A 24,922-nucleotide genomic window follows, 5' to 3' on the forward strand; every position below is an offset into this window, starting at 1 on the left:
CCGCGGCGGACACCTCCGCCACCGAGGCGGACGGTCCGGCCGCGGGTACCCCGGGCGTGGCGCTGCCGATCGCCCGGGTGCTTCCGCTGTTGTCGCCGGCGCATCTCGACCGCGACTTCGACTACCTGGTGCCCCCCGAGCTGGACGAGATCGCCCAGCCGGGGGTCCGGGTGCGTGTCCGTTTCGCCGGTCGGCTGGTCGACGGGTATCTCCTGGCGCGGTCGGCGCACAGTGACCACGGCGGGAAGCTGGTCAAGCTCGAACGCGTCGTTTCCGGCGAGCGGGTGCTGACCCCGGAGATTCTGGAACTGGCGGACAAGGTGGCAGCCCGCTACGCGGGTACCCGCGCCGATGTCCTGCGGCTTGCCATTCCACCGCGCCATGCCCGCACGGAAATCGGCGGGAAGAAGAAGTCCGGTGGGGCACAGGACAATTCCGACGATCCCACGGGTCCCTCTTCTGCTTCCCCTGGGACATCGGGGGGCGCCGGCGGGGCCGGGATGTCATGTGAACCGGCGGTTTCCGTGCAGAACGCGGACACGAACTCCACGCCCGCCGCGTTACCCCGCACTCCGCGTCCTGCGGATTCTGCTGTGTCGCAAGCCGATTCGGTGGACGTCTCCCACGAGACCGCGCGAGAGCCTACCGAAACCGTCGACGCGGCTGAGCCGGGCGATCCGGACCCTGCGAGCTGGGACACCGCCCGAGATGCGGGCTCGCCCGAGGGGGACACTGCTGCGCTCGAAGGCCAGTCCTCCTCCGCGCCAATAGAACCGCGCTCCGAAGGCGGAGGGGTTCCCGCGGCAACCGGCAGCGGCGCGGAGACGGGCTGTGCGGACTCGGCGCTCGAGGCCGTGGATCTCGCTGCGTGGGAGCGTTACGTGCACGGCTCGGCATTCGTCGGTGCGCTCGCGCAAGCGAAAGGGGCACGCGCGGCGTGGCAGGCACTGCCCGGCGAGGACTGGCCACGGCGGCTGGCGGAACTCGCCGCCGTGGTGGCCCGGCAGGGGCGCAGCGCGATCCTCATGGTCCCCGACCAACGCGACCTCGATCGGGTGCTGGCGGAATGCGTTCGACTGGTGGGCGACTCCGCCGTCGGGCTGGCCGCCGGCCTCGGCCCCGCGGCACGGTACCGGCGTTGGCTCGCGGTGCTGCGCGGTTCGGCGCGCGTGGTGGTCGGCACGCGGAGCGCGGTATTCGCACCCGCGGGTGAACTCGGGTTGATCGCGCTGTGGGACGACGGCGACGACACCTACGCCGAACCGCGCGCACCGTATCCGCACACGCGCGAGGTGGCGATGTTGCGGGCACACGAGACGGGAGCGGCATTCGTCGCGGCGGGTTTCGCGCGGACCGCGGAGATCCAAGCGGTGGTCGATTCCGGCTGGGCGCACGATCTGGTCGCCGATCGCGCGGTGCTGCGCAAGGCCGCGCCGCGAATCAGCGCACCGGGTGACAGCGATCTCGCGTTGGAGCGCGATCCGGTCGCGCGTGCCGTCCGGATTCCCGGCGTCGCCTTCGCGGCTGCCCGCGCCGCGTTGAAGGAGGGCGCGCCGGTGCTGGTGCAAGTGCCGCGCCGGGGGTACATCCCCGCGCTGGCCTGCGGGAAGTGTCGTACTCCGGCGCGGTGTAGACATTGCAACGGACCGCTTGCGCTGCCCGGCACCGGCCGATCGGCCGATGCCGCTGCCTCCGCGCAGAGCCCCGCTTGCCGCTGGTGCGGGATCACCGAGGCCGCCTTCCGATGCTCCACCTGCGGTTCGCGCGCGCTGCGCGCCGTGGTGATCGGGGCCGCGCGCACGGCGGAGGAACTCGGTCGCGCCTTTCCCGGCGTGCCGATCCGTGGTTCCGGCGGCGGCACCGTGCTCGACACCGTGGAGCAGGGTCCGCAGGTGGTCGTGGCCACAGTCGGCGCCGAACCCGTGGCCCCCGGCGGGTACGGCGTCGCGCTGCTGCTCGACGGATGGGCCTTGCTCGGCCGCGCCGACCTGCGAGCCGCCGAGGACGCGCTGCGCCGCTGGATGGCCGCCGCGGCGCTGGTGCGCGCGCACGGCCAGGTCGTCATCGTGGCCGAGCCGTCCATCCCCACCGTGCAGGCACTGGTCCGATGGGATCCGGTCGGCGCGGCGCGCGCGGAGGTCGCGGCGCGGGCCGAGGTGGGCTTCCCGCCCGCGGTCCGGCTCGCCGCGATCGACGGCACCGCCGACACCATCGCCGAACTGCTCGCGGCGGCGGACCTGCCCGATACGGTCGACCGACTCGGACCGGTGCCGCTGCCGGACGGCGCCCGCAAACCGTTCTCCTCCGGCGATGCGCCCGCCGAAGTCGAACGCTTGCTCCTGCGGGTGGAGCGCCGCCGGGGATCGGCGCTCGCGCGTGCCCTGCGCGCCGCCCAGGCGGTCCGCAGCACGCATCGTTCCGACGCCCCGCTCCGCGTGCAGATCGACCCGGTCGACATAGGCTGACGCGAGCGGAGCGAAAAGTCCCCGGTCGACCTTCGCCGACCGCACTGCAGCACACCGGCCGCTCCCGTCAGCGGCGGTACGACAGCGCTGGTCAGTCCAACGCCGCACCCGGGCGAGGACCGCTTCGCAGCCCGCTACCGAGCGTCAGGCGAAAGCCGCTCGATTGCGAACGGCCCAGTCGGCGTATTTCGTGGCCGGCCGTCCGAGTACGCGCGGCACGTCGGGGCTGATCCGCTGCTCGGCGGCGGTCGGCTCGCCGAGGATCGTCAGCGTGTGCTCCACCACCGGTTCGGGCATGAACTCGAGCATTGCCGAATGCGCCTGCGCCCGAGTCAGTTCCACGAATCGCAGCGGCTCGCCCAGCGCTTCGCCGAGCGCTTCTGCCTGGGCCCGCGGTGTGGCGAGTTCGGGTCCGGTCAGGGTGTAGACCTGCCCGGCGTGCCGGTCGTCGCGCAACACCGCCGCTGCGACGGCGGCGATATCGGCCGGATCGATCGAGGGAAGACCGACATCGCCGAACGGCGCGGCGACCAGACGCTGCGCACGCACCGCATCCGCCCACGCGTAGGTGTTGGAGAAGAACCCGCCCGGGCGCAGGAAGGTCCATGCCAGCCCGGAGTCCCTGATCGCCTGTTCATAGGCGACGAGCCGGGCGTACCCCGCCGCGTCCGGACGAGTGGCTACGCCTTGTGAGGACACGAAGACCACGCGCCGCACACCGCCCGCCGCGGCGACCTTCAGCACCTGCTCGGGTTCCGGGCCGGCTACCAACTGCTCACCGGCGACCAAGAGGAACAGGGTGTCGGCTCCCGTGACGGCGGGGGAGAGGCTGTCCGGCTCGCCCAGATCCGCCCGAACCGAGCGGACCGCGCCGGGGAGGGAGAGATCCGCGTGCCGCGCGACGGCCGTGACCTCCTCGCCGGCGTCCGCCAGCAGACGCACGAGCGGCGCGCCGATATTGCCGGTCGCTCCGGTGACCACGATCATATGTACTCCTTAGTTAGTTGCCTGACTAAATCCAACCTAGCCGATCGCGGCCACGCTGTCTACAGTTAGTTGTGTGACTGACTCAGTGGCGGAGACCAAGCTCGGCAAGCGGGAGCGGCTGATCGAGGCCGCCGTGCGGGTGTTCTATCAACAAGGCGTGGAGAAGACGACGATCGCCGACATCGCCCGGGCCGCGGAGGTCCCGGTCGGTAACGTCTATTACTACTTCAAGACGAAAGACCAGCTCATCGAGGCTGCGATCGGCTCACACGCGCGCATCCTCGACGCCGTCATCGCCGCGAGCGACCAGTATGAGACGCCAGCGGAGCGGCTGAAAGCCCTGATCGCGGGGTGGGTCGCCGATCGCGAGCAGACGGTGCGTTACGGATGCCCGTTCGGCACCTTGTCCTCGGAACTGGACAAGCGGGGCGGTGGGTTGGACACCGCGGCCGCCGAGGTGATGCGCGTTCTGGTGGATTGGGCCGAACGTCAGTTCGCCGCGATGGGGCGTGCCGACGCCGACGAGCTGGCGATCGCCTACGTCGCGGCATATCAGGGAATCTCATTGCTCACCAACACTTTTCGCGATCCCGAACTCATGGTCACCGAAGGGGCGCGGCTGTCGCGCTGGATCGACTCGCTGGGGAACTGAACTCTCGGCAGGGCTCGGCTCGGGAAACCCGGCCTTGCACTCGATGCATTGCCGATATATCGTCGATAGTGTGAATAGAGCACGAGAGCCCTGGGAGGCTGACATGGAAAACCAAGAATTTCGCGAATTCGGCCGGCGCGGCCGCGGGCCGCTGCCCGGTCCGGAAGGCTTCGAACACGGGCGGCGCTTCCGGCGCGGCGGACGTCACGGCTTCGGTCCCGAGTTCGGGCCGGGCTTCGGTCCCGGCTTCGGCCCTGGCTTCGGCCCGCACTTCGGTCGCGGACGCGGCCGCGGGGGCCGGGGCAGGCGCGGTGACGTCCGCGCCGCCGTGCTGTTGCTGCTCGTCGAGCAGCCGATGCACGGGTACGAGCTCATCCAGCAGATCCGCGAGCGCAGCAACGACATCTGGCGGCCGAGCCCCGGATCGATCTACCCCGCGCTGGCGCAACTGGAAGACGAGGGCTTGGTCCTCATCGAGAAGGTCGCCGGGCGCAAGACGGCGAAGCTCACCGAGGCCGGCGCCGAGTATGTCGCCGCGCACCGCGACGAGCTGGGGGATCCCTGGGCGGACGTGCAGCAGGACGTCGGTGCTCAGGCGATGGACCTGCGCGCACTCGTCGGGCAGCTGATGGGGGCGGTGGCGCAGGTCGCCGCGGCCGGTACTCCGCAGCAGGCGGCGCGTGCGGCGGAGTTGCTGACCGAGACCCGCAAGTCCCTCTATCGCATCCTCGCCGAGGACGAGACCCCCGATAAGTAGGGGAGGCGAAACACCCCTATACCGCGCGCATTTCGAGTCGATCGGAGGGATCATTGTGAGATGCGACAGTCGAGTCGAGCGGGAGCTTGGGGTAGTTCACACTTGCGTCGCGCCGTGCTGGCCTTTGTGGTCGCCGGCGCGGCCGCGCTGGGGCCGGGCGTGGCGTCGGCCGGGCCGCTCGGCCTCCGCCCGCCAGACGTGCCGACGGACGCCGCCCCGCCACAATCCGATCACTTGGCCGCCGCCTGGTATCAGAAGAGCCACCCGAACGCGGTCCCGAGCGGTACGAACGACTTCGGCTGCGTGCCCAGCGCCCAGCATCCCCGTCCGGTGGTCCTCGCGCACGGCACCGACTCCTCGGCCTATTCCGACTGGTCGGGAATAGCGCCGCGGCTCACCGCGGCAGGATTCTGCGTCTTCGCGCTGAACTACGGCGGCAAGCCAGGCGCGGACAGTTACGGCACCGAGGACCTGGTACTCAGTGCCTATCAGATCGGCGCGTTCGTCGATCAGGTGCTCGCGGCGACCCGCTCGGCCAAGGTCGACCTGGTCGGATTCTCCCAAGGCGCCAACGTGACTCGGTACTACGTCAACAAGCTGGGCGGTGCGCCCAAGGTCGACCAGTGGGTCGGCCTCGCCTCGCCCAGCTACGGCGGGGTGATGTACGGGCTGGTGCCGGTGGCCCAGGCGATTCCCGGCGCACTGCAGGCGTTCGCCCAGGTGACATCGCTCGCCGCGGTGCAGCAGGCCGAAGGATCGCAGATCATGCTCGAGCTCAACGAGGGCGGCGACACGGTGCCCGGCGTGCGGTACGTGACCGTCGGCAGCCACGTCGACGAGATGATCCAGCCGTTCGAGAACATCGCGCTGCGCGGCCCGGGCGCGCGGAACATCGCCCTGCAGGACCTGTGTCCCGCCGACCTCACCGGGCACTTCCACATGGTGTACGACCCGTTCGTGCAGGAGTTGCTGCTGACTGTGCTGGAGCCGAGCAGTCCCGCACCGGTGTGCCGGCCGGTTCCGCTCGGGACCGGCATTCCCGAAGTCATCATCGCGGGCAATTCCTGAGGCGCGCTCTGCCGAGCCCCTGCATGTCGCGGGTTCACTCGGTCGTCGCCGAGTGCGCGTGGGCCGGTGGGCGCGTGCCGAGCGCACTCGGCGGGAGCGGTTGCCTGCGGCTGATGCGAACCGGCGGGCCGCCATCTCGCTGCCCGCGAACTGGAGGTTGTCTCGGAGTCGACGTCGACGACGTGAATCGCTTGTTTCGACCTTCCTTCGCTCCCGTGCGGATGGTTGCTGTTCGAGGTCCTCGACGCGTTCGCCGCAAGGGGACGCGGCGATCGGCGGACGCCGATGACCTGCGGCGAAGTCCCTCCGTCCATCGATGATCGTGGGACTCGACGACGCTTTCGTGACCGGCGCGGGCAAAGTGTATCCACCGAGTTCAATCATTGATTGAATCAACGATGGAAACGTGCTTGACTGTGCGCATGCCGAAATCGGTCTCCGAAGCCGCGACCACCCGCGCTCGCTTGCTGACCGCCGCCGAACGCCTGCTGCTCGAGGGCCGGTACGACGAGGTGTCGGTGCGGAGCATCTGCGCGCAGGCCGGAGCGAATCCGGCGGCGGTGCACTACCACTTCGGGTCGAAGGACGCCCTGGTCGCCGCGTTGCTCGAGGAGCGGCTGGGACCGGTGTGGGCGGACCGTCTGGCCGCCGTCACCGGCGCGCACGGATCCATCGCCGAGGTGGTCGACGCGGTGATCGAACCGTTCGTCGAGTTGTCCGCCGATCCGGTGGGCCGTCTGCATCTGCGATTGCTGGCGCAATTCGTGCTCGGCAGGCAGGTGACCGAATGGCGGCAGCCCTGGTTCCGCATCGATGCGTGGGTGAGTCTGTTGCCGGGGCTGAGCGAGCGCGAGAGCAGGCGCCGGTGGATGTTGGCGTTCGACCTCGTCATCATGCGATTCGGCAGCGCCGAACACCGGGAGTTGTCGCCGGAGGCGGTGGCCACCCTCCGGGAATTCGTGGTGGCCGGATTGACCGCGCCGACAGGAGAGAAACGATGAACGACGTATTCGCACCGGCCCAGCTCGGGCCGATCACCCTGCGCAATCGGGTGATCAAGGCCGCGACCTTCGAAGGCCGTACACCGGACGCGGTGGTGACCGACGAATTGATCGAGTTCCATCGCGAGGTGGCCGCCGGTGGGGTCGGGATGACAACGGTGGCGTATTGCGCTGTCGCTCCCGGTGGCCGGACCGACCGGCACCAGATCTGGATGCGTCCCGACGCGGTGCCGGGGCTGCGCAGGCTCACCGAGGCCGTCCATGGCGAGGGCGCCGCGGTGAGCGCGCAGATCGGCCATGCCGGCCCGGTGGCGAACGCGGCTTCCAACCGGGCTCCGGCGCTGGCGCCGAGCCGGATGCTCAGCCCGCTCTCGATGCGCATGATGCGAAGCCCCGACGAGAACGGGATCCGCGAACTGGTGGCGGCTCACGCCGACGCGGCGAAGCTGGCGGAGGAGGCGGGCTTCGACGCGGTCGAGATCCATTTCGGGCACAACTATCTGGTGAGCTCGTTCCTGAGCCCGAAGCTGAACCGCCGCTCGGACCGGTACGGCGGCAGCTTGGCCAACCGGGCGCGGCTGGCGCGCGAGATCGCCGCCGCGGTGCGGCAGGCCGTGGGCGGCCGCCTCGCGGTGACGGCGAAGCTGAATATGGAGGACGGCGTGCGTGGCGGGCTCACCGTGCCCGAGTCGGTGCAGGTCGCCGCGTGGCTGGAAGCCGACGGCAGCCTGGACGCCCTGGAACTCACGGCGGGCAGCTCGCTGCTCAACCCGATGCTGCTGTTCCACGGCGACGCTCCGCGGCGGTCGTTCGCCGGCGTTCTACCCGTGCCGGCGCGATGGGGCTTCCGGGCGGTCGGCAAGGCATTCTTGAAGGAGTATCCGTATCGGGAGGCGTATCTGCTGGAGCGAGCGCGGCACTTCCGGCGGGAGTTGTCGATGCCGCTGGTTCTGCTCGGTGGCATCACGAACGCGGACACCATGCGGCTGGCGATGGCGGAAGGCTTCGAGTTCGTCGCCATGGGCCGTGCACTGCTCCGGGAGCCGAACCTGTTGCGCCGCATCCAGTCGGATGCGTCGACCCGCTCGGCCTGCGTGCACTGCAACGAGTGCATGCCCACGATCTACACGTGTACGCGCTGTGTGTTCCGTCCCGACCAGCCGCGAGAACCCGTTGAGCTGACGATGTCGGGGCTCGGCGGTACCGAAGCGCGGGCATAGGATCGGCGATCGACTCCGATGCAGCAGCCGGAGGGGATCGCCGGCGCGAGCGAACTCACCCGGCCGATCTTCAACGTCCTGGGGCAGGACCTGCCCCGCGGCTTCTTCTTGATGGTCAAACGAGGTGGTGCGCTGGTACCCCCGATCACACCGCTGGACCCCGCCCTGCTGTCGGACGACCACGCCTACGCCGTCCGCCTCACCGAGCAACGCGTCGAGTTCTTCATCGACGGGGCGCCGGTGGGCGCGTTCGGGAGCCCGCCGCACGGCAAGGGCGTCAACATCCTGCAGAAGCCGGTCCCGCTGCTCGGGCAAGCCTGGCTCGACGGCAGCTACTGGTTCCCGCTGCCGATCCCGGAGTACAACGACCGTGAGCAGCGGCTCACGATGACGCGGGACCGGCAGGGTCCGAGCGAGACCACCCCGCTGCGCTGACCCGACCGGCGCGATGGGCGCGCCGCGCCGAACTTTCTCGCCGCAGCTGGTTCGAGGCCGGTCTCCCGGGTATGCGCGAGATGTCAGCTTGTTCCGATATTCCAGGAGGTTGTTGTGGCGGAACACGGAAGCGGTGCTCGTGAAGGCGCCGAAGGCGTCGTCGAAGACGTCAAGGGCAAGGTGAAGGAAGCGGCCGGTACCGTCACCGGTCACCAGGACCTGAAGGACGAAGGTCGCGCGCAGCAGGACAAGGCGGAATCGCAGCGCGAGGCGGCCGGCAAGGAAGCCGCGGCCGAGAAGGCTCGTGCCGAGGCCGACGTCGACGAGGCCCGCCAGTCCGCGCATCAGCACGGACGGTAGCCGCACGCCGATTCGTCCCACCGCAGACGCCCCGCCGCCGTCAGCCGAAGCTGACGGCGGCGGGTGTGTGTCCACACGGGAGCACCTCAGGCGTACGGCTCGACGGCCACTACGTAGTCGAGGCCCCGGACCAGTTCGGCGGTTCCGGGCGCCGAGGAGATGACCAATCGATTCGCGCCGCCGTCCTGAACCACTTCGGCGCCGGTTCTCTTCAGCCAGTCGAAGAACTGCGACCGGATCGCCGCGAGCGCGGCCTCGTCGGCGACCTCACCCGGATTCAGCAGGATGAGGTATCGGCGGTCTTGCGCTGACATACAGCTCTCCTCTCGGTCATCCCGGGGACATAGTCGGATCAGCGGGCTCGCCTTCTCATCGGCGACGGACCCCGTCGTCGGATATGTGGCGAGTTCGCAGGTCACACGAACACTCGCCCCTGATGACTCGGGCTGCGAGTCGGCCGGGTGCTGCCCGAAGTCTAGGGGTCCCGGAGGTGGGCGTGCTGCTCGTCGGCGGTGTGGCGAGCCGGTTCAGCGTGCAGGCCCGGACCCGTCCGCCGCCCGGTGGGCGGCGCTGACCGCACGCTTGGCGATAGCCCACCGGTGCACCTCGGAAGGCCCGTCGTAGATGCGGAACGGCCGCACTTCGCGGGAGAGGCGGGCCAGCGGCAGGTCGTCGGAGACGCCGAGGCCGCCGCACAACTGGATGCTCCGGTCGATGATGCGGAAGATCGCCTCGGCGGCGAAGGTCTTCGCGATCGAGGTGGCGTTGCCCGCGTGCTCTCCGTTGTCGAGTTCCCAGCAGGCGCGCACCAGCAACGCGCGGGTGGCGGCGATATCGATCTCGTTGTCGGCGATCATCTGCTGCGCCATGCCGAGATCGCCGATGCGCGCGCCGAAGCCTTCGCGCTGGGCGACCCGCTCGACGGCGATGTCGTGGCCCCGCCGCGCCGCGCCGAGCCAGCGCATCACGTGGGTCATGCGGGCCGGGCCCAGCCGGACCTGGGCGTATTCGAAACCGCGGTCGACAGCGCCGAGCACCGCTTCGTCGGGGACGAACATGTCCTCGAAGAAGACCTCGCAGTGGCCGCCGATCATGGCCCGGTCCAGCGTGGTGATGTGCCTGCCCACGCGCAGACCGGGAGTGTCCGCGGGCGCGAGGAACATGGTCGCGCCGCCCCGCTGCCCCGGTTCGCCGGAGGTGCGGGCCATCACGATGAAGAAGCCGGCCCCATCCGCGCCGGTGATGAAGTGCTTGTGGCCGTTGATCCGCCAGCCGCCGTCGGCCCGCACGGCCCGGGTGGCCAGTGCCGCCGGGTCGGAACCCGCGCCGGGTGCGGGCTCGGTCATCGCGAAGGCCGAACGCACCTCGCCCCGGGCGAGTGGTTCCAGATAGCGCGACTTCTGCTCCGGATCGGCGATGTGGGCGAGCATGTGGACGTTGCCCTCGTCCGGCGCGGCGATATTGAGCGCCGTCGGGCCGAACAGCGAGTAACCCGCTTCCTCGAACACCGGCGCGCGATCCGACATCGACAACCCGTGACCGCCGTATTCCACCGGCGCGTGCGGCGCGAAGACCCCGGCCTCGCGCGCCAGCTTGCTGAGGGTGACGCGCAGTCCGTCGCCCCCTGCGGCGGTGATGTCGCCGTTGTGTTCGTCCTCGATCGGCAGCACCGTCTCCCGCACGAACTCACGGGTGCGCTCGGTCAGCGCCCGAACCTCGTCGGAATAGGTCAGATCGATCGGCATCGCGCATTCCTCCTCGATATCCGGAGCTCGTCAGGAACCGAACGATCGCTCCATCTGAACACTGTCTCACTGCCCGTGCACCCTGTCAAAGAGCGGAGTTCGGTAAAACAAGTAAAATCCTGAAGTTCAGTTATCCTGAACATTATGGACAACGAGGCCGCCGCGCCACACGAGGCGATCCGGCGCGCGCGCCGTGCCACGGGGCTGTCACTGCGTGAAGTGGCCCGCCGTCTCGAGGTGAGTCCCGCGACGCTCAGTGCGATGGAGACAGGCAAGACCGGGATCTCGATCGCCCGGCTCACCCGTCTGTCCGAGGTGCTCGGCGTGCCGGTCACCCACTTGCTCGGCGACGCTTCCCCCGCTGCCCCTCCGCGCCACCGCCGGGCCGTCTCCGAGCCGGGCTCGCCGGGCGGCTGGCGCGAGTTCGCCCCGTTGGACGTCGATCCGGTGCTGGCCGCCGCCCTCGCGTCGTTCGTCGAGTTCGGCTATCACGGCACGACCGTGCGCGCCCTCGCCCGGCGGGCGGGCACCAGCGTTCCCGGGCTCTACCACCACTATCGCGACAAGCATGACCTGCTGGTCCGCATCCTCGACCTGACCATGGACGAATTGCACTGGCGAGTGCGCGCCGCCCGCGCCGACGGCCGCGACAGCGTTCACCGGGTGCGCCTGATCGTCGAAGCGCTGGCCCTGTTCCACACCCATCGCCGTGATCTCGGTTTCATCGGCGCCAGCGAGATGCGCAGCCTCTCGGCGAGCGAACGCGCGCGCATCGCCCGCTCCCGCCGTGAGATCCAAGCCATCCTGGACGACGCGATCGCCGAGGCCCATGCGGAGGGCCGCGTCGCGAGTCCCCACATCCGCGCGGCGGGCCGGGCCATAGCCACCATGTGCACCGCCATTCCCCAGTGGTTCCGCGAGTCCGGCCCGGCGACCCCGGAGGAAGTGGCCACGCAGTACGGCGACTTCGCCCTGGATGTGCTCGGCGTCGATCCGGTGAGCTAGCCGCGCGTTCGCGCCGGTGGCGGAGCACTCTCCGAGCCGGCCTGCGTGGACGCCGCCCCACCTTGGTGGTGATCGGGTCACCCCTTGGGGATCGGAGCTCAGCACTCGGGGGTCTGCTCGCGGCGGCGTGGACGGCGGACAGTAGGACAAGTCACCGCCAGTGAACCGGAGCATCCCATGTCGATTCTCAACGCAATCGCCGCCACGGCGGAACGGCGTGCCACGGTCTGGACCGAAGACGGCGTGGCGCTCGCGGTCCGCGAATACGGCCCGCGCGACGCGGATCTCACCGTCGTCCTGTTGCACGGACACTGCCTGCGCACCGAATCCTGGACCTACGTCCGCACCGAGTTGCTGCGCCGATACGCCGGCGCCCGGATCGTCTGCTACGACCACCGCGGCCACGGCGAGTCCGCCGTGGCGTCCCGGCGGACCTACAACCTCGACCAGCTCGGCCGGGACCTGCGGGACGTTCTCGATGCCGTGGCCCCCACCGGGCCGGTCGTCCTCGCGGGCCACTCGATGGGTGGCATGACCGCCCTCACCTACGCCGGTCAGAATCCGCACGAGATCGGCACCCGCATCGTCGGCGTGGCCCTGCTCGCGACCGCCGCCGACGGGCTCGCCGACGCCGGGTTCGGCCGTCTGCTGCGCAACCCGGTCGTCTCCGCGTTCCAGGCGGCCGTCCGCCGCGCACCGGGGGCGATGCACCACGCGAAGTTGCTGGCCTGCCGGTTGTTCGCGCCGATCATCCGTACCGCGGAATTCGGCGACCGTAAGGTGAGCGCGCGGGTGCTCGCCCTGGCCAACGCGATGCGCAACGAGACGCCGATCGTCACGATGGCCGGCTTCTTGAGCGACTTCATGGTCTACGACCGAACCGACGCGCTCGCGCTGCTGTCCCGGATCCCCACGCTGGTCCTGTGCGGTTCCGCCGACTTGATGACGCCGCCGTCGCATTCCGTGGCGATGGCCGCCGCCGTCGAGTACTCGGATTTCGTGCTCGTCGAGGGCGCCGGTCACTCCGTGATCCTGGAGGAGCCCGGCCAGGTGGCGGCGGCCGTCGCGCGCTTGATGACGCGCGCAGGAGAGACCGCCGACCTCACCTACGCCGCGTAGCCGCCGGAAAATTCACACATATCGCTGCCGGAGTTTGCCCTTGACCAGCTTCCCGGTGGGAGTACGAGGTAGATCGTCGGCGAAGTCGAAACTCCGGGGCACCTTGTAGTGGGCGATGCGCTCGCGCAGATAATCGCGCAGTTCGGCGGCAAGCTCTGGGCCCGGTTCGGCGCCCGGCGCCGGTTGGACGACGGCCATGACGGATTCGCCCATCTCCTCGTCGGGCACACCGATCACCGCCACGTCGAGCACCTTGGGATGCAGGGCGAGCGCGTCCTCCACTTCCTGCGGGTAGATGTTCACGCCACCGGAGATGATCATGAATGCTTTGCGGTCGGTGAGGAACAGATAGCCGTCCTCGTCGACGTAGCCGATGTCGCCGGTGGTCGTCCAGGTCGGGTGGTCCGGGTGGACCGCCTCGGCCGTCTTGGCGGGGTCGTTGTGGTAGGCGAAGGGCACCGCGTCGCGTTCGAAGTAGATGGTGCCGATCTCGCCGGGGCGGAGTTCCGCGCCGTCGTCGCCGCACACCCGGATCGTCCCCAGACCGGCGGTGCCGACCGAGCCCGGCTTGCGCAACCACTGCTCGCTGTCGATGAAGGTGGCGCCGTTGGCCTCCGTCGAGGCGTAGTACTCGTGCAGGATCGGGCCCCACCAGTCGATCATCGCGCGCTTCACGTCGACCGGACACGGTGCGGCCGCGTGCACGGCGACCCGCAGGCTGGACACGTCGTAGCGGGCGCGGACGGCCGCGTCGAGTTTCAGCATCCGCACGAACATGGTCGGCACCCACTGGCTGTGCGTCACCCGGTAGCGCTGGATGGCGGCCAACGCCTGTTCGGCGTCGAACTTCTCCATGATCACGAGCGTTCCGCCGAGCGCGTGGACCACGCCGCCGAAGCGCAGCGGTGCGGCATGATAGAGCGGGGCGGGGGAGAGGTAGACCGTCTCGGTGTCGAAACCGTAGAGCGGGCCGAAGATCGCGGTGTAGGTGTCACCGGGCGCGTCACCGACCTGCCGGTCCGACAGCGGTTGTTCGATGCCCTTGGGGCGTCCGGTGGTGCCCGAGGAATAGAGCATGTCCGCGCCCCGCGGCTGGTCCGGCAGTGGCTCGGGGGACGCGGCGGCCCGGGCATCCTCATAGGACTTGTAACCCTGCACCGGACCACCGAAGGCGAGACGGATGTCGACCGCCGGGGTCTGCGCCACGATCTGCTCGGCGGCGTCGGCGACACCGGCCGACACGATCAGGGCCCGAGCCCCGCAGTCGTTGACGATGTAGCTGATCTCGCTCGGCGACAGATGCCGGTTGACCGCGGTGATGTAAAGCCCGGTTCGCAGTGCGGCCCAGTACACCTCGTAGATCTTCGGGTCGTTTCCGGAGAGCAGCGCGACGTGGTCGCCCTTGCGCAGGCCCGCGTCGTGCAGGTGCCGGGCCAGCCGGACCGAGTTCTCCTCGAGTTCCCGGTAGGTCAGCACCTCGCCGGTCTCGGCGCGGACAATAGCCGGTTTGCCAGGGAAACGGTCGACGTGTGCGCCGGGGTACATGCGGCTCCTCGGTGGAACAGGGCGGTCGATGGCCGACCGCCCGGCCTGCGCGGGTTCCCCGGACGCCCGGCCACGCGCCGGCACCCTGGTGTCCCGCAGAGCGGTTGCTCTGCCACCGACGATAGCTGAAAGTAAACGGTGATTCTGGTCCATTCACCAGAATTGGCGACGGGCTCCGGCTGCCTGCCCGCGGAGAGAGAGGGCCAACACCCGCCTCGGGTGCGGGGTGCCTGCCGACTGCGGCGCTCGAGGCGCCTTCCCGATGTACAGAACGTCGGTGCAGCGGAGAACTCGGTCGTGACGGTGCGTTTGGGCAGGACCAGCGCATGGCCCTTCGGGTGGCGGGTAGTCGAAGGGTCATGAACTGTCCCGGGAACACACCGCTGGAACCTGGGATCGACGAGAGGCCGGCGTCGAGATCCGTCGCACCGGTCCTGGCAGGCATTCGGGGCGGAATTTCCCCAAATCCCTGTCCACACAATGCGAAAGAGCGACAGCAGAGTTATCAGAGATCGAGCTGGTCGATGTCGAAACGCAACATGGACGCATAAAAACGACGAAAACCGTTGTACAACAATATAAAGCCACATGTGGGCAAATGATCGTTACATGACCTGAGCTGGACCGCGCGGAGCCATTGCACCCTCCAGGGCTTTCCCGCAATGCGGGACCATCCATTCTTGGGAATATCCATAGCATAAATCCATGGAAAACTCGACTCCTTGGAATAAAGCTGAGAACCAGCACAGCCCGGCCGAAAATTCTGCTCACGAACCGGCCGAGAAGGAAGGCGGGCTGCGTATGGCCATCAACGGGAACTGGGGTTACGTTTGGGCGGCAGTCGGGAGCCTGATCACCTTCGGCTTGCTGTTCCGGCCGTGGCTCACCGTATCCGGACCCAACGGCAAAGCCGAAACCAACGCCTTCGGCCGCATCAACGCCTCTACCCGATACCTGACCGTCTGGTCGTCGTCGAAACCAATGGCTTTAGCTCACATCACCGGTTTCTGGGCGCTCCTGACCACCGTCGCCGTCATCGTCTGTGTACTCACCGTGGCAGTCAATCTGCGGACCCGCAACAGAATACTCGAGCGCGCGACAGCGATATCCTCGGTGGCAGTGGCGATCTGCACGATCTGCACCCTGCTCTACATCAACAGCAAAGCGCCGGAACTCAAGGAAATGACCTCGCGCCGATGGGATTTGGGCGGGCAGCTCGGATCAGTGATGTCATGGATGTTCGGCAACGACAAACTGCCGTTCCCCGGCATCAGCGAGACCCGCTACTCCACCTCCAGCCTCACCCGCACGGCGATACTTGCCTGCTTCACCTCTATCGGCTCGGCGCTTGCCGCCGGCATCCAGCAAATTCTCACGGGCGCCACCATGCCTTTCCGCCTACCCTGGCGCCCTCCATCATCAGACCCCCACACCGACGGAACGTAGAGCGCGCAGCCCGGATCAGTCGCTGCGGAAGCTGACCCTCGACCTGGCTCCGGCGAAGTGAGCGGAACACCCTGAGCGGCACGGCGACTCGCAGCAGAGCTGTGCTGTAAGGGCCCTTCGGCGATCTTCGCCGGTTATTCCACCCGAAGTGGGCAATACCGTCCATGGAGAGGTGAGAACCATGAGCTTGATCCGAAATGCTGACAGATATCGATGGCGTCGCAACGGCGGACTGCGGCGAAGCCGGTGGCGGACCGGGTACCGAAGTGGATGGCGCAACCGGTACGGGGGCCGGTGGCGGCGGCATGACAGCGGGCGGCCGCGCGGGTACGCGCGTTCGGGCGGGTTGGCAGGCGCCGCGCGATTCGGCTTCATCGCACGTGGTGTCGCGTACATTGTCATCGGCATTCTCGCGTTCATGCTGGCTGTCGGCGTCGCGCAGCACGAGCCGACCGCGGGCGGTGCGCTCGCCGCGCTCGCCGGCAAGCCGCTGGGCTATCTACTGCTGTGGATCCTCGCCCTCGGATTCGCCGCTCTGGCCGCGTGGCGGCTGGCGCAGGCCGCGGGCGCGCCGGCGGCGGGTTCGAACGGACCTCGGTTGCGCGCCTTGACTTTAGGGCTCATGTACGCCGTTGCGGCCTTCGTCGTTCTCCGGTTCGTCGTGGACGGCCGCACGCCGCCGCCCGGCGACGCCGTCGCACGGGATGTGACCGCCCGGATTCTGGGCTGGGACGGCGGGCAGGTGGTCGTCCTGTTGATCGGTCTGGCCATTCTCGCCGCGGGTGTGCTGACCACTCTGCGCGGGCTTCGTCTCGCCTTCGTCGACGACCTGCGCATGGGCTGGATGACCCAGGCATCCCGGGAGAGCGTGATCTGGCTGGGCCGCATCGGCTATCTGGCGCGCGGGTTGATCATCGTCGCCATCGGACTCGCCGCAGTGGTCGCGGCCGCCGAGTACGAACCGGCGAACGCCAAAGGCGTCGACGCCGTACTGCACGATTTCGCCGAGAGTGCCTTGGGTCCCTGGCTGCTCATCGCGGTTGCCCTGGGCCTGATGGCGTTCGGCGTCCTGTCGTTCCTCCAAGCGAAATACCGGCGCACCTACGGAGGCGTCCCGGTGTGACCGAAACGGCATGAGTTTCCTGGCCACGCATCCGGTCGGAGTTCGATCACCCGCCCGGATGCGTGGCATATCGGCCAACGCTCCGCTCGGCGTCGAGATCGGCCGGATGCTCGGACCGATGCGAGTTACTCCCTGCCGGATCGCGTGTCGGCGGCAGCCGGGTCATACGGATCGGTGATCTCACGCAGCCTATGCAACGCCCGCCGTAGCTGTCCCATCGCCTCGGCGCCGAGATGCGCCGACCATTCCCGTTCGACGCGCTGGGCGACGGAGTTCGCGAACCCGGCTGCCCGCTCGCCACGGTCGGTCAAGCGCACGAGGCGAGCGCGGCGGTCGCTCGGATCGGGAACCCGCGTGACGTAACCGGCCCGTTCGACTTGGTCGATGAGGAAGCCCGCGGTCTGTTTCGTGATCTGCGCCCGTTCGGCGAGTTCGGTCAAGCGGGTGCCCGCCGCGTCGATCTGGGCGACGATCCTCGCTTGCGCGACGGTGAGGTCGCCGAAACCCGACTCGGCCAGGGCGCTCAGCACTCGCTGTTCCATCGCCCGGAAGGCTATCTGCATCAACAGGCCGACGTTGAGCTCCTCCGCCATCCCACTCCTTGACATGCCATGGCGGCCCGACCGACCCCCCTCGACCGTGAGAACAGCTGGCAGGTCATCGAGCAGCAGCGCCGCGGGATCGCCGATCTGCTGGCCGATCTGTCTCCGCGGGAGTGGGAGCATCCTTCGCTCTGCGCCGGGTGGCGAGTGCGCGATGTGGCCGCCCATCTGGCGATGACGCCGTCGCCGCCACCGGGCGGGATCATGATCACCACGGGACTGCGCGCCCGGGGTGACTACAACCGCTTCGTCGATCTGCTCGCCAGGCGATATTCCGAACAGCCGGTGGACCAGCTTGTGTCGTCCCTGCGCGATCACGCGGCCACACGCCGCATCCCGAGGCTGACCAATTACCGCAACGTGCTGATGGACACCATGGTCCACGGCCAAGACATCGCCATCCCGCTCGGCCGCACTCTCGCTGTGCCGCCGGAGGCCGCCGCCGCCGCGACCGCGCACGCGGCAACCCTCGGTCGCCCGGTTTTCGACCGTCACCGGCTGCGCGGTATCCGCCTGCGCGCCACCGACATCGACTGGTGTCACGGCGCCGGCCTCGAGGTCCGCGGGCCGATCGCGGCATTGCTGTTGCTGGTCACTGGGCGTACCGCACGGCTGCACGACTTGGCGGGGGAGGGCCTCGCGCCGTTGACCGAACGCCTCGTCATCACCTGACTCCGGTGCCGGAACCGGAACTCGACCGAACCCGCAACCTGGAAAGGAAACACAACGATGACCAATCCCGGATTCTCCTCGTGGCAAGCTCAGCAGAACGCGAGCAGGAACGCGGCCCGGCACACCGATTGGGCCCGGCAGTCCACCGCGGACGCCCACCGGTTGTCCCGGCGCGCCGCCAGGTCGTCCGGATGGCGTGTCGGGAACATCCTCGCGGCGCTGCTGGTGCTCGCGATCCTCGTCGTCGCCGCACCGTTCGTGCTCGCTGTGCTCGCGCATGTCGGCATCTGACGACTGAAAGCGGTGATCAGCCGCGTGTGTCGGCGGTCGGTTCGGATCGGGTGGGCGGCCCTTTGATCTCGACGATCGGCAACCGCAGCGCGGCAGGCGCGTCGGCCGGGACCACCGGGGCGCGGGGCGGCACGGGGGCGATGCGCCGGTAGGGCGCGCCCGGCTCGGGACGCGGATCCGGCTCGCCCTTGTTCGGCCAGAGGGCAACGGCGCGCTCGGCCTGCGCGGTGATCGTGAGCGACGGGTTCACCCCGAGATTGGCCGAAATGGTCGAGCCATCGATGACGTGCAGTCCCCGGTATCCGTGCATCCGGTGGTAGGGGTCGACGACTCCGGCGTCGGGGGACTCCCCGATGACGCAGCCGCCGATGAAGTGCCCCGTCATCGGGATGTCGAACAACGCGCTCCAGCCGGCGCCCGGTATGCCGTCGATCTTGTCGGCCACCCGGTGCGCCACCTCGTGCCCGGCCGGTAGCCAGGTCGGATTGGGTTCGCCCACACCCTGCTTGGTGGTCATCTTGCGGCCGAACAGGCCGCGCTTGGTGTAGGTGGTGATGGAGTTGTCGACCGACTGCATCACCAGCAGCCCGATCATCTGTTCCGACCAGCCGCGCGGGTTCTGCAAGTGGAGGGCGTCGCGGCCGAGCTTGCGCATCGTGCGCGCCCACAGGCGCAGCTTCGGCGTGCGCCCGTCCGGGTCGATCATGGCGGTGCCGATGAGACCGATCGCGTTGCTGCCCTTGCCGTAGCGCACCGGCTCGATATGGGTGTCGGCGTCCGGGTGGATCGAGGAGGTGATCGCCACCCCCTTGGTGAAGTCGGAACCCTTGCGGCGGCTGCGGACCGAGAGCAACTCCTCGGAGTTGGTGCGCGAGAGCTCACCCAGCCGCGGCGAGATATCCGGCAGCGAACCGCGGTCGCGAAGCCGATGCAGCAGCTTCTGGGTGCCCAGCGCGGCGGCGGCGAAGACGACCTGTTCGGCCGTGAACTTCCGGCGTGCCTTGCGCACCCAGCGTCCGGTGCGGACGGTGGCGACTTCGTATCCACCGCCGGGCAGCGGGCGCACGTCGGTCACCGTGGTGAGCGGGTGCACCGTGGCGCCGGCCTGCTCGGCGAGATACAGGTAGTTCTTGACCAGGGTGTTCTTCGCGTTGTGCCGGCAGCCGGTCATGCACTCGCCGCAGTGCGTGCAGGTACTGCGGGCCGGGCCGACGCCGCCGAAGAAGGGGTCGGGCACCTCCTGGCCGGGGCGCGTCCCCTTGCCGCCGAACAGGACGCCCACGGGGGTGCTGCGGTAGGTCGAGCCGACGCCCATCTCCTCGGCGATCTCGGCCAGCACGCGGTCCGACGGCGTGGTCGCCGGATTCGTCGTCACGCCGAGCATCCGCTTGGCCTGGTCGTAGTGCGGAGCGAGTTCGTCTTTCCAGTCGGTGATGTGGGCCCACTGGCGGTCCTGGTAGAACCGGTCCGGCGGCTCGTAGAGGGTGTTCGCGTAGACCAGCGAGCCGCCGCCGACGCCCGCTCCCGCCATGATGAAGGTGTCCTTCAGCAGCGTCAGCCGCTGGATGCCGAAGCAGCCGAGGGCCGGGGCCCAGAGGTACTTGCGCGCGTCCCATGAGGTTTCGGCGAACTCGTCGTCGGCGAAGCGTCTTCCCGCTTCGAGCACGCCTACCCGGTAACCCTTCTCTGTCAGGCGCAACGCGGTCACGCTGCCGCCGAAGCCGGAACCGACGACCACCACGTCGTAGTCGAACGTCATCTGATCTCCACCACTTGTCGAAGTTGCTGTCACGGACGAGGCAGGCCGGGTCAAGAGACGAGCTTCGAATCGAAGTCCGCCGGGTCGAATTTGCGCGTGTGCCACCGGTAGCTGGTGACGGTCCCCGGCCAGTTGTTGGTGATCCGCCCGGCCGCGTTGCGGTACCAGCTCGAGCAGAAGTTCCACGGCGTGCGGTCGAGGCGCTGTTGCAGCCGCCCGTCGAACCGGGCCTCGATCTCGGGGCGCACCTCGAGTACCCGGCCCGGACGCTCCGCGAGCCGCTGGACGGCCTGGCGGATGTAGCGGGCCTGCGATTCGATCATGTAGACGATCGAACCGACGCCCAGGTTGGTGTTCGGGCCGTAGATGAGGAACAAGTTCGGGTAGCCGGGCACCGTGATGCCTTGGTACGCCCGGGCGCCCTGCGCCCACTCGTCGGCCAGCTTGCGCCCGCCTCGTCCGGAAACCCGCATGGGCCAGAGGAATTCGGTGCCCTTGAAGCCTGTGCCGTAGACGATCGCGTCCACCTCGTGCAGCACGCCGTCGGCGGTGCGCACGCCCTCGGGGGTGATCTCGGTGATCGCGGTGGTCTCCACTGTCACGTTGGGCCGGGTGAGCGCGGGCAGGTAGTCGTTGGAGAAGAGTGCTCGCTTGCAGCCGGCCGGATAGTCCGGGGTCAGCTTGGCGCGCAGCTCCGGGTCGGCCACCTGACGCCGCAGCTGCCGCAGGCCGATCCGCGTCACCAGCTTGCGGATGATCGGCACGTCGACGATGCCGAGCGCGAGGAACTCGCAGAACAGCCAGAACGCGAAGCGCTCGGTGAGGCGAGTGACCGGTAGCAGCCGGAACGCGCGATGATGCCAGGCTTTGTACTCGACATCCGGCTTCGGCATGATCCACGCCGCCGAGCGCTGGAACAGCGTCAGGTGCGCCACCGAGGGCGCGATCGCGGGCACGAACTGCACCGCGCTCGCGCCGGTGCCGATGACTGCCACCCGCTTGCCGGTCAGATCGGCCTGGTGATCCCACTCGGCGGAGTGGAACGCCGTGCCCCGGAAGGTCTCCACCCCGGGGATGTCCGGCAGCGCGGGCCGCGAGAGCTGCCCGACGGCGGAGATCAGCACGTCACAGGTCAGCTGGGCGCCGTCGGCGGTGCGCACGGTCCAGCGTCCGGCGGCGTCGTCGAATTCCGCCTCGGTGACCTCGGTGCGGAACCGGATCTTGCGCAGGAGGTCGTGGTCGCGGGCGATGCCGCGCAGGTAGGCGAGGATGTCCGGCTGCTGGGAGAACCGCTTCGGCCAATCGGTGCGCGGTGCGTACGAGTAGGAGTACAGCGGCGAGGGGATATCGCAGCCCGCGCCGGGGTAGGTGTTCTCCCGCCAGACGCCGCCTACGTCCTCGGCCCGCTCCAGGATCGTGACGTCGTCCAAGCCCGCACGCTGGAGTTCCATCGCCATGCCGAGCCCGCCGAAACCGGCGCCGATGATGACGATCGAAGGTGTGCTCATGATGACAACGCTATGACCTGGACAAAGCTCCACGTCAAACACCTGAGGTCAGAAAATCCACACTTTCGGCCAACTCCCCGTACCCCGGCGGCCTTCTCGTCGGACGTGACCGCCTCCGGTTATCGACCCGTACCGCTATCCGAAGGAGCTCACGTTGTTCACCTGGTTCGACTGCGTGTACCCGCTCTGCACGTACTCGTAGCTGAACCCACCGGAACTGTCCCAGGTGATCGGCGTCGTTTCGGTGCCGACATTCGACATCCACAAGATGAAGATCTCGTGCCCGGCCTCGTATTCCGAGCTGGTCTGACCGGGAGCCAGGATGAACAGAGATTTGGGCTTGTCCCATTCTTGCCGGTAGACCGAAACGTAGGCGTTCGTGTCGTTGTACAGCTTGTACCAGCCGGGCGAACTCCGTTCGGCGGGCTGCTGCTGCTCGGTCAGCGAAGACAAAGGCACGGTCTTGCGCTTGGTCCCCATGCCGGTATCGGTCATCGATCGTCTCCTTTCAGGGGTGCGCTCGGCGCACGAGGATCAATGGTGCGCATCTCGCCGCATCGCAGCGGAGATCGCACCGCTTCGTGGTGCGGATCGGTCACCGGACCAGAACATGTTGTGGCTCCCGGAAGCTGCGCACCCGGTGGCAGCATATGAATACGCCACGGCCACTTCCCTCACCTCTTTCGGATGAATTACCGCGCAGTGGGGCCGTTTGATCGCGATCGGGATCCAGTCCACGGAATTCGCTTCGGCGTCCCGCCGATTCTGCTGTACTTGCTCGCGGCGATTCGCCTTGGACGACGACTACGGGATCAGCGCAGCGTCACCGGCGGTGTCGAGCTCGGTAGCGGTGCGCTCACACAGTGAGGACGAGACCATGGCTACCACGTACCAGATCATCAATTACGAGACCGGCCAGGCCCTGGCGGTCGACGGCGACGCGGACAGTGTGACCATGCAGCAGCGGGCCGCCGGCGACGACGCCCAGCTGTGGACGTGCCCGGCCAATCCAGAAGAGGGCGACTTCGACATCGTCAACAAGAAGACCGGCGGCCATCTCTCGGCCATCCGTGCGAATGGCCGACTGCTGTGCGGCGACGATCATTACGGCTGGGATCTACCCGATTTCCCCGAGATATCCCCCATCGCCACCAGCGATGACGAATTCGTCATCGGCATCTACTCGAACGATCGGCCACAGTTGGTGCCCAACCGGGAAAGCGACCGTGAGAGGTGGATATTCCGGAAGGTGTGAACCGGTCGCGTGCCATCGGCATCGAACGTTCGCGCGGAGTCCAGGTGACTAATCGGTCGCGAGATCGAATCGTTCCGCGAATTGCGACATCTTGTCGTGCTGCTCGGCGGCGGTCGCCGCGGTCAGGTTGACGACGATCCGCGTCACCCCGTGCTCCTCGAGTTGCCCGGCTCGCTCGACCGTCAGATCGGCCGAGCCCCAACGGGTGTACTCCAGGGCGGCCGGGTCCCGGCCCGCTTCCGCGGCTGCCTTGCGGGCCAGCTCGATCTGCACCGCACGCTCGGCTTCGTCGAGCATTCCGCCCGCGAAGTAGCCGTTGCCGCGGAGACCGGCCCGTCGGGCGGCGGCTCGGCTGGATCCGCCCACGTGAATCGGCAGCTCGGTCACCTCGAACGGTTTCGGGTAACTGCAAAGATTGTCGAAGTCGTAGAACTCGCCGTGGTAGCCGACGCCCTCGGGACCACCCGACCACAGCAGTCGCAGCACGTCGATCGCCTCGTCGGCGCGGCGACCGCGAGTGCGGAAGTCCACGCCCACGGCCTGCGCCTCGCCCGGCAGGGCGCCGAGCCCGACGGTGAGCAGCCGCATGCGCCCTCCGGACAGGACATCGATGGTGGCCAGACGTTTGGCGAGAACCACGGGATGGCGGTAGGGCAGCAACAGGACGCCGGTGCCGAGCAGCAGCCGTTGCGTGGCCGCGGCGACGAAACTCAGGCAGTCCAGTGGATCGAAGTAGGGCAGGGTCGGCGGCAGTTCTCCGGCACCGTAGGACGCGCCGGGGTACAGCACGATGTGATCCTGCAGGTACAGGCCCTCGAAACCGCACCGTTCGGCGTGCCGGGCGAACGTGACGAGCCGGTCGGGATCGGTGCCGTTGAATGGCGTGCTGTAGCAGATCGCGAATTTCACAGACATTCCTTCGAGCGTGTGTCGGCGCGGAACCATCGGCGGAGAGGTTCGGACGGGTAGCGGAGCTGTTGTGCGAGTGGGCATTCGAGCAATCGGCGTGCGCCCTCATCACCCCAGGGCCGCAACGGTAGACCTTGTCGCCGACGTCAAGGCAAGATCTGGCGCGCAAAACCTCAGCCCAGGTGGTGACCCGCCAGCTTCGCGATGTCATCGAGGGCACGCAATGTTTCCGATTCCGGGAGGGTCGGGAGGCTGAAGAGCAATCGCTGCGCCCCGGACTCGGCATAGCCGTCGATCAAGGCCCGATCGGTCGCGACGAAGGCGACGGTGACCGGCAGGTCGTTGCCGTGGAGCGCGGACAGCTGAGCGGGGATCGCGGCCGGGTCGGACACCGCGACGGGGAGCCAGCCGACCCCGTGTCGGATCGCGCGCTCGGCCGCCGCCTGCCCACCGCCGAGGAAGATCGGCGGATGCGGCCGTTGCACGGGTGTCGGCCACGCGTACATGGGGTCGAAATCGAGGAAGCGGCCGTAAATTTCGGCGAGATCCTCGGTCCAGATCTTCCGGATGGCTTCGAGTTGCTCGTCGAGCAGCGCGCCGCGAGTGCGCGGATCGGTGAGCCTTCACACGTATGTGATGGTCAACGCGAATCCCTGTGAGGTGGAACATGCCGGCCCCGCAGTTCCCGCGACTGATCCAAATCGCCTACGCCGCCTTGGACAGCGACCCGGAGGTGCCGCACTGCGCATCTCCTCACCGGCTTGCGGCACGATCACGGGTGAGCGCGCCGTCAGCGCTCGCGGTGATACCTCGTCAACGCTGGCGCCAGCTCAGTGGACCCGGCAGGTCGACACTGTTCTTCTTGCTGCGGGAGTTCCAGGACCACGGGCCGATCTTGATACTCCACGAGGACAGGCCCGATTGTGTGAAGTTGAGTTTCAGCGGCCCGAAGGATTTGCGCTGACGGTATTTGATGGGCATGAGCAGCCTCCCTGACT

Annotated in this window: 25 protein-coding genes and 1 pseudogene; 15 read left to right on the forward strand and 11 right to left on the reverse strand. The window is 68.4% G+C overall.

The window, feature by feature from the left end; all coding sequences use genetic code 11:
- Positions 1-56 precede the first annotated feature (56 nt).
- Positions 57-2,465: a primosomal protein N' gene (locus QMG86_RS09840; RefSeq protein ID WP_281880881.1), complete on the forward strand. Its 2,409-nt coding sequence runs from the start codon at positions 57-59 to the stop codon at positions 2,463-2,465.
- Positions 2,466-2,609: 144 nt separating this feature from the next.
- On the opposite strand, the gene QMG86_RS09845 is transcribed toward QMG86_RS09840, so the two are convergent.
- Positions 2,610-3,452, reverse strand: a complete 843-nt coding sequence (locus tag QMG86_RS09845) for an SDR family oxidoreductase (RefSeq protein WP_281879029.1) — start codon at positions 3,450-3,452, stop codon at positions 2,610-2,612.
- Positions 3,453-3,525: 73 nt separating this feature from the next.
- Between QMG86_RS09845 and QMG86_RS09850 the strand changes: the two genes are divergently transcribed.
- The 7 genes from QMG86_RS09850 (at position 3,526) to mbp1 (ending at position 8,945) form a co-directional block, all read left to right on the forward strand.
- Positions 3,526-4,104 (forward strand): TetR/AcrR family transcriptional regulator, encoded by a 579-nt coding sequence (locus tag QMG86_RS09850; protein ID WP_281879030.1) that lies wholly within the window; start codon positions 3,526-3,528, stop codon positions 4,102-4,104.
- Between the two features lie 103 nt (positions 4,105-4,207).
- Entirely contained in the window at positions 4,208-4,861 is a 654-nt protein-coding gene (locus QMG86_RS09855) for a PadR family transcriptional regulator (RefSeq protein WP_281879031.1), read from the forward strand.
- 114 nt (positions 4,862-4,975) lie between these two features.
- A complete protein-coding gene (locus QMG86_RS09860) occupies positions 4,976-5,929 on the forward strand; it encodes an esterase/lipase family protein (protein WP_434085567.1) in 954 nt (317 codons plus the stop codon).
- A 422-nt stretch (positions 5,930-6,351) separates the two neighbouring features.
- Positions 6,352-6,930, forward strand: coding sequence for a TetR/AcrR family transcriptional regulator (locus QMG86_RS09865; RefSeq protein ID WP_281880883.1), 579 nt, complete (start codon positions 6,352-6,354; stop codon positions 6,928-6,930).
- A complete protein-coding gene (locus QMG86_RS09870; RefSeq protein ID WP_281879032.1) occupies positions 6,927-8,150 on the forward strand; it encodes an NADH:flavin oxidoreductase in 1,224 nt (407 codons plus the stop codon). Before QMG86_RS09865 ends, QMG86_RS09870 begins: the two co-directional genes overlap by 4 nt.
- Positions 8,151-8,168: 18 nt before the next feature.
- Entirely contained in the window at positions 8,169-8,585 is a 417-nt protein-coding gene (locus QMG86_RS09875) for a hypothetical protein (RefSeq protein WP_281879034.1), read from the forward strand.
- Positions 8,586-8,699: 114 nt separating this feature from the next.
- On the forward strand, positions 8,700-8,945 hold the full coding sequence (mbp1, locus tag QMG86_RS09880) for a microaggregate-binding protein 1 (protein WP_063017676.1): 246 nt from the start codon (positions 8,700-8,702) through the stop codon (positions 8,943-8,945).
- An 86-nt stretch (positions 8,946-9,031) separates the two neighbouring features.
- Here mbp1 and QMG86_RS09885 read toward each other — a convergent pair whose 3' ends face one another.
- Positions 9,032-9,259, reverse strand: coding sequence for a hypothetical protein (locus tag QMG86_RS09885; protein WP_281879037.1), 228 nt, complete (start codon positions 9,257-9,259; stop codon positions 9,032-9,034).
- Positions 9,260-9,472: 213 nt separating this feature from the next.
- Positions 9,473-10,690, reverse strand: coding sequence for an acyl-CoA dehydrogenase family protein (locus tag QMG86_RS09890; RefSeq protein ID WP_281879038.1), 1,218 nt, complete (start codon positions 10,688-10,690; stop codon positions 9,473-9,475).
- A gap of 144 nt (positions 10,691-10,834) precedes the next feature.
- On the opposite strand from QMG86_RS09890, the gene QMG86_RS09895 reads away from it, so the two are divergent.
- Both QMG86_RS09895 and QMG86_RS09900 read left to right on the forward strand, forming a co-directional pair.
- Positions 10,835-11,695, forward strand: a complete 861-nt coding sequence (locus tag QMG86_RS09895) for a TetR-type transcription factor C-terminal domain-containing protein (RefSeq protein WP_281879040.1) — start codon at positions 10,835-10,837, stop codon at positions 11,693-11,695.
- Between the two features lie 177 nt (positions 11,696-11,872).
- The gene (locus QMG86_RS09900) at positions 11,873-12,814 is read left to right on the forward strand and encodes an alpha/beta fold hydrolase (RefSeq protein WP_281879042.1); all 942 of its coding nucleotides are present in this window, start codon (positions 11,873-11,875) and stop codon (positions 12,812-12,814) included.
- Between the two features lie 12 nt (positions 12,815-12,826).
- On the opposite strand, the gene QMG86_RS09905 is transcribed toward QMG86_RS09900, so the two are convergent.
- Positions 12,827-14,359 carry an acyl-CoA synthetase gene (locus QMG86_RS09905; protein ID WP_281879044.1) on the reverse strand — a complete coding sequence of 511 codons (1,533 nt, stop codon included), beginning with the start codon at positions 14,357-14,359 and terminating at the stop codon, positions 12,827-12,829.
- Between the two features lie 705 nt (positions 14,360-15,064).
- On the opposite strand from QMG86_RS09905, the gene QMG86_RS09910 reads away from it, so the two are divergent.
- Both QMG86_RS09910 and QMG86_RS09915 read left to right on the forward strand, forming a co-directional pair.
- Positions 15,065-15,805 carry a hypothetical protein gene (locus tag QMG86_RS09910; RefSeq protein WP_281879046.1) on the forward strand — a complete coding sequence of 247 codons (741 nt, stop codon included), beginning with the start codon at positions 15,065-15,067 and terminating at the stop codon, positions 15,803-15,805.
- Between the two features lie 418 nt (positions 15,806-16,223).
- Complete coding sequence (locus QMG86_RS09915; protein ID WP_281879048.1) at positions 16,224-16,928, forward strand: DUF1206 domain-containing protein; 705 nt, start codon at positions 16,224-16,226, stop codon at positions 16,926-16,928.
- Between the two features lie 125 nt (positions 16,929-17,053).
- Here the strand turns inward: QMG86_RS09915 and QMG86_RS09920 are convergent, their stop codons facing one another.
- Positions 17,054-17,521, reverse strand: coding sequence for a MarR family winged helix-turn-helix transcriptional regulator (locus tag QMG86_RS09920; protein ID WP_281879050.1), 468 nt, complete (start codon positions 17,519-17,521; stop codon positions 17,054-17,056).
- A gap of 18 nt (positions 17,522-17,539) precedes the next feature.
- Here QMG86_RS09920 and QMG86_RS09925 point away from each other — a divergent pair, with 18 nt between their 5' ends.
- Together QMG86_RS09925 and QMG86_RS09930 are read left to right on the forward strand one after the other, a co-directional pair.
- Complete coding sequence (locus tag QMG86_RS09925) at positions 17,540-18,202, forward strand: maleylpyruvate isomerase family mycothiol-dependent enzyme (protein ID WP_281879052.1); 663 nt, start codon at positions 17,540-17,542, stop codon at positions 18,200-18,202.
- 57 nt (positions 18,203-18,259) lie between these two features.
- Positions 18,260-18,493 carry a hypothetical protein gene (locus QMG86_RS09930; protein WP_281879053.1) on the forward strand — a complete coding sequence of 78 codons (234 nt, stop codon included), beginning with the start codon at positions 18,260-18,262 and terminating at the stop codon, positions 18,491-18,493.
- Positions 18,494-18,509: 16 nt separating this feature from the next.
- Here the strand turns inward: QMG86_RS09930 and QMG86_RS09935 are convergent, their stop codons facing one another.
- The 3 genes from QMG86_RS09935 to QMG86_RS09945 form a co-directional block, all read right to left on the reverse strand.
- Positions 18,510-20,252 carry an FAD-dependent oxidoreductase gene (locus QMG86_RS09935; RefSeq protein WP_281879054.1) on the reverse strand — a complete coding sequence of 581 codons (1,743 nt, stop codon included), beginning with the start codon at positions 20,250-20,252 and terminating at the stop codon, positions 18,510-18,512.
- 50 nt (positions 20,253-20,302) lie between these two features.
- A complete protein-coding gene (locus tag QMG86_RS09940; protein ID WP_281879056.1) occupies positions 20,303-21,760 on the reverse strand; it encodes a flavin-containing monooxygenase in 1,458 nt (485 codons plus the stop codon).
- A 135-nt stretch (positions 21,761-21,895) separates the two neighbouring features.
- On the reverse strand, positions 21,896-22,255 hold the full coding sequence (locus QMG86_RS09945) for a hypothetical protein (RefSeq protein ID WP_281879057.1): 360 nt from the start codon (positions 22,253-22,255) through the stop codon (positions 21,896-21,898).
- 382 nt (positions 22,256-22,637) lie between these two features.
- On the opposite strand from QMG86_RS09945, the gene QMG86_RS09950 reads away from it, so the two are divergent.
- Positions 22,638-23,015, forward strand: a complete 378-nt coding sequence (locus QMG86_RS09950; protein ID WP_281879058.1) for an RICIN domain-containing protein — start codon at positions 22,638-22,640, stop codon at positions 23,013-23,015.
- 48 nt (positions 23,016-23,063) lie between these two features.
- Here QMG86_RS09950 and QMG86_RS09955 read toward each other — a convergent pair whose 3' ends face one another.
- From QMG86_RS09955 to QMG86_RS09965, 3 genes and pseudogenes are all read right to left on the reverse strand, one after another.
- The gene (locus tag QMG86_RS09955) at positions 23,064-23,930 is read right to left on the reverse strand and encodes a TIGR03619 family F420-dependent LLM class oxidoreductase (RefSeq protein ID WP_281879059.1); all 867 of its coding nucleotides are present in this window, start codon (positions 23,928-23,930) and stop codon (positions 23,064-23,066) included.
- A gap of 167 nt (positions 23,931-24,097) precedes the next feature.
- Positions 24,098-24,526, reverse strand: a pseudogene (locus QMG86_RS09960) (LLM class flavin-dependent oxidoreductase); the annotation flags it as partial.
- A gap of 211 nt (positions 24,527-24,737) precedes the next feature.
- Positions 24,738-24,905, reverse strand: a complete 168-nt coding sequence (locus QMG86_RS09965; RefSeq protein ID WP_159837753.1) for a DUF4236 domain-containing protein — start codon at positions 24,903-24,905, stop codon at positions 24,738-24,740.
- Between the last annotated feature and the right edge of the window lie 17 nt (positions 24,906-24,922).

Origin of the sequence: Nocardia sputorum, assembly GCF_027924405.1 — a bacterium.
In the GTDB taxonomy this organism is placed as follows: Bacteria; Actinomycetota; Actinomycetes; order Mycobacteriales; family Mycobacteriaceae; genus Nocardia; species Nocardia sputorum.

What these genes read in the sequence shown, in the direction of transcription:
- QMG86_RS09900 (WP_281879042.1), top strand. Translation starts at nt 11,873, where the DNA reads ATGTCGATTCTCAACGCAATCGCCGCCACGGCGGAACGGCGTGCCACG.
- QMG86_RS09930 (WP_281879053.1), top strand. Translation starts at nt 18,260, where the DNA reads ATGACCAATCCCGGATTCTCCTCGTGGCAAGCTCAGCAGAACGCGAGC.
- QMG86_RS09895 (WP_281879040.1), top strand. Translation starts at nt 10,835, where the DNA reads ATGGACAACGAGGCCGCCGCGCCACACGAGGCGATCCGGCGCGCGCGC.
- QMG86_RS09845 (WP_281879029.1), bottom strand. Translation starts at nt 3,452, where the DNA reads ATGATCGTGGTCACCGGAGCGACCGGCAATATCGGCGCGCCGCTCGTG.
- QMG86_RS09855 (WP_281879031.1), top strand. Translation starts at nt 4,208, where the DNA reads ATGGAAAACCAAGAATTTCGCGAATTCGGCCGGCGCGGCCGCGGGCCG.
- QMG86_RS09965 (WP_159837753.1), bottom strand. Translation starts at nt 24,905, where the DNA reads ATGCCCATCAAATACCGTCAGCGCAAATCCTTCGGGCCGCTGAAACTC.
- QMG86_RS09905 (WP_281879044.1), bottom strand. Translation starts at nt 14,359, where the DNA reads ATGTACCCCGGCGCACACGTCGACCGTTTCCCTGGCAAACCGGCTATT.
- QMG86_RS09955 (WP_281879059.1), bottom strand. Translation starts at nt 23,930, where the DNA reads ATGTCTGTGAAATTCGCGATCTGCTACAGCACGCCATTCAACGGCACC.
- QMG86_RS09875 (WP_281879034.1), top strand. Translation starts at nt 8,169, where the DNA reads ATGCAGCAGCCGGAGGGGATCGCCGGCGCGAGCGAACTCACCCGGCCG.
- QMG86_RS09935 (WP_281879054.1), bottom strand. Translation starts at nt 20,252, where the DNA reads ATGACGTTCGACTACGACGTGGTGGTCGTCGGTTCCGGCTTCGGCGGC.
- QMG86_RS09865 (WP_281880883.1), top strand. Translation starts at nt 6,352, where the DNA reads ATGCCGAAATCGGTCTCCGAAGCCGCGACCACCCGCGCTCGCTTGCTG.
- QMG86_RS09950 (WP_281879058.1), top strand. Translation starts at nt 22,638, where the DNA reads ATGGCTACCACGTACCAGATCATCAATTACGAGACCGGCCAGGCCCTG.
- QMG86_RS09890 (WP_281879038.1), bottom strand. Translation starts at nt 10,690, where the DNA reads ATGCCGATCGATCTGACCTATTCCGACGAGGTTCGGGCGCTGACCGAG.
- QMG86_RS09945 (WP_281879057.1), bottom strand. Translation starts at nt 22,255, where the DNA reads ATGACCGATACCGGCATGGGGACCAAGCGCAAGACCGTGCCTTTGTCT.
- QMG86_RS09925 (WP_281879052.1), top strand. Translation starts at nt 17,540, where the DNA reads ATGGCGGCCCGACCGACCCCCCTCGACCGTGAGAACAGCTGGCAGGTC.
- QMG86_RS09920 (WP_281879050.1), bottom strand. Translation starts at nt 17,521, where the DNA reads ATGGCGGAGGAGCTCAACGTCGGCCTGTTGATGCAGATAGCCTTCCGG.
- QMG86_RS09870 (WP_281879032.1), top strand. Translation starts at nt 6,927, where the DNA reads ATGAACGACGTATTCGCACCGGCCCAGCTCGGGCCGATCACCCTGCGC.
- QMG86_RS09940 (WP_281879056.1), bottom strand. Translation starts at nt 21,760, where the DNA reads ATGAGCACACCTTCGATCGTCATCATCGGCGCCGGTTTCGGCGGGCTC.
- QMG86_RS09910 (WP_281879046.1), top strand. Translation starts at nt 15,065, where the DNA reads ATGGAAAACTCGACTCCTTGGAATAAAGCTGAGAACCAGCACAGCCCG.
- QMG86_RS09885 (WP_281879037.1), bottom strand. Translation starts at nt 9,259, where the DNA reads ATGTCAGCGCAAGACCGCCGATACCTCATCCTGCTGAATCCGGGTGAG.
- QMG86_RS09915 (WP_281879048.1), top strand. Translation starts at nt 16,224, where the DNA reads ATGCTGGCTGTCGGCGTCGCGCAGCACGAGCCGACCGCGGGCGGTGCG.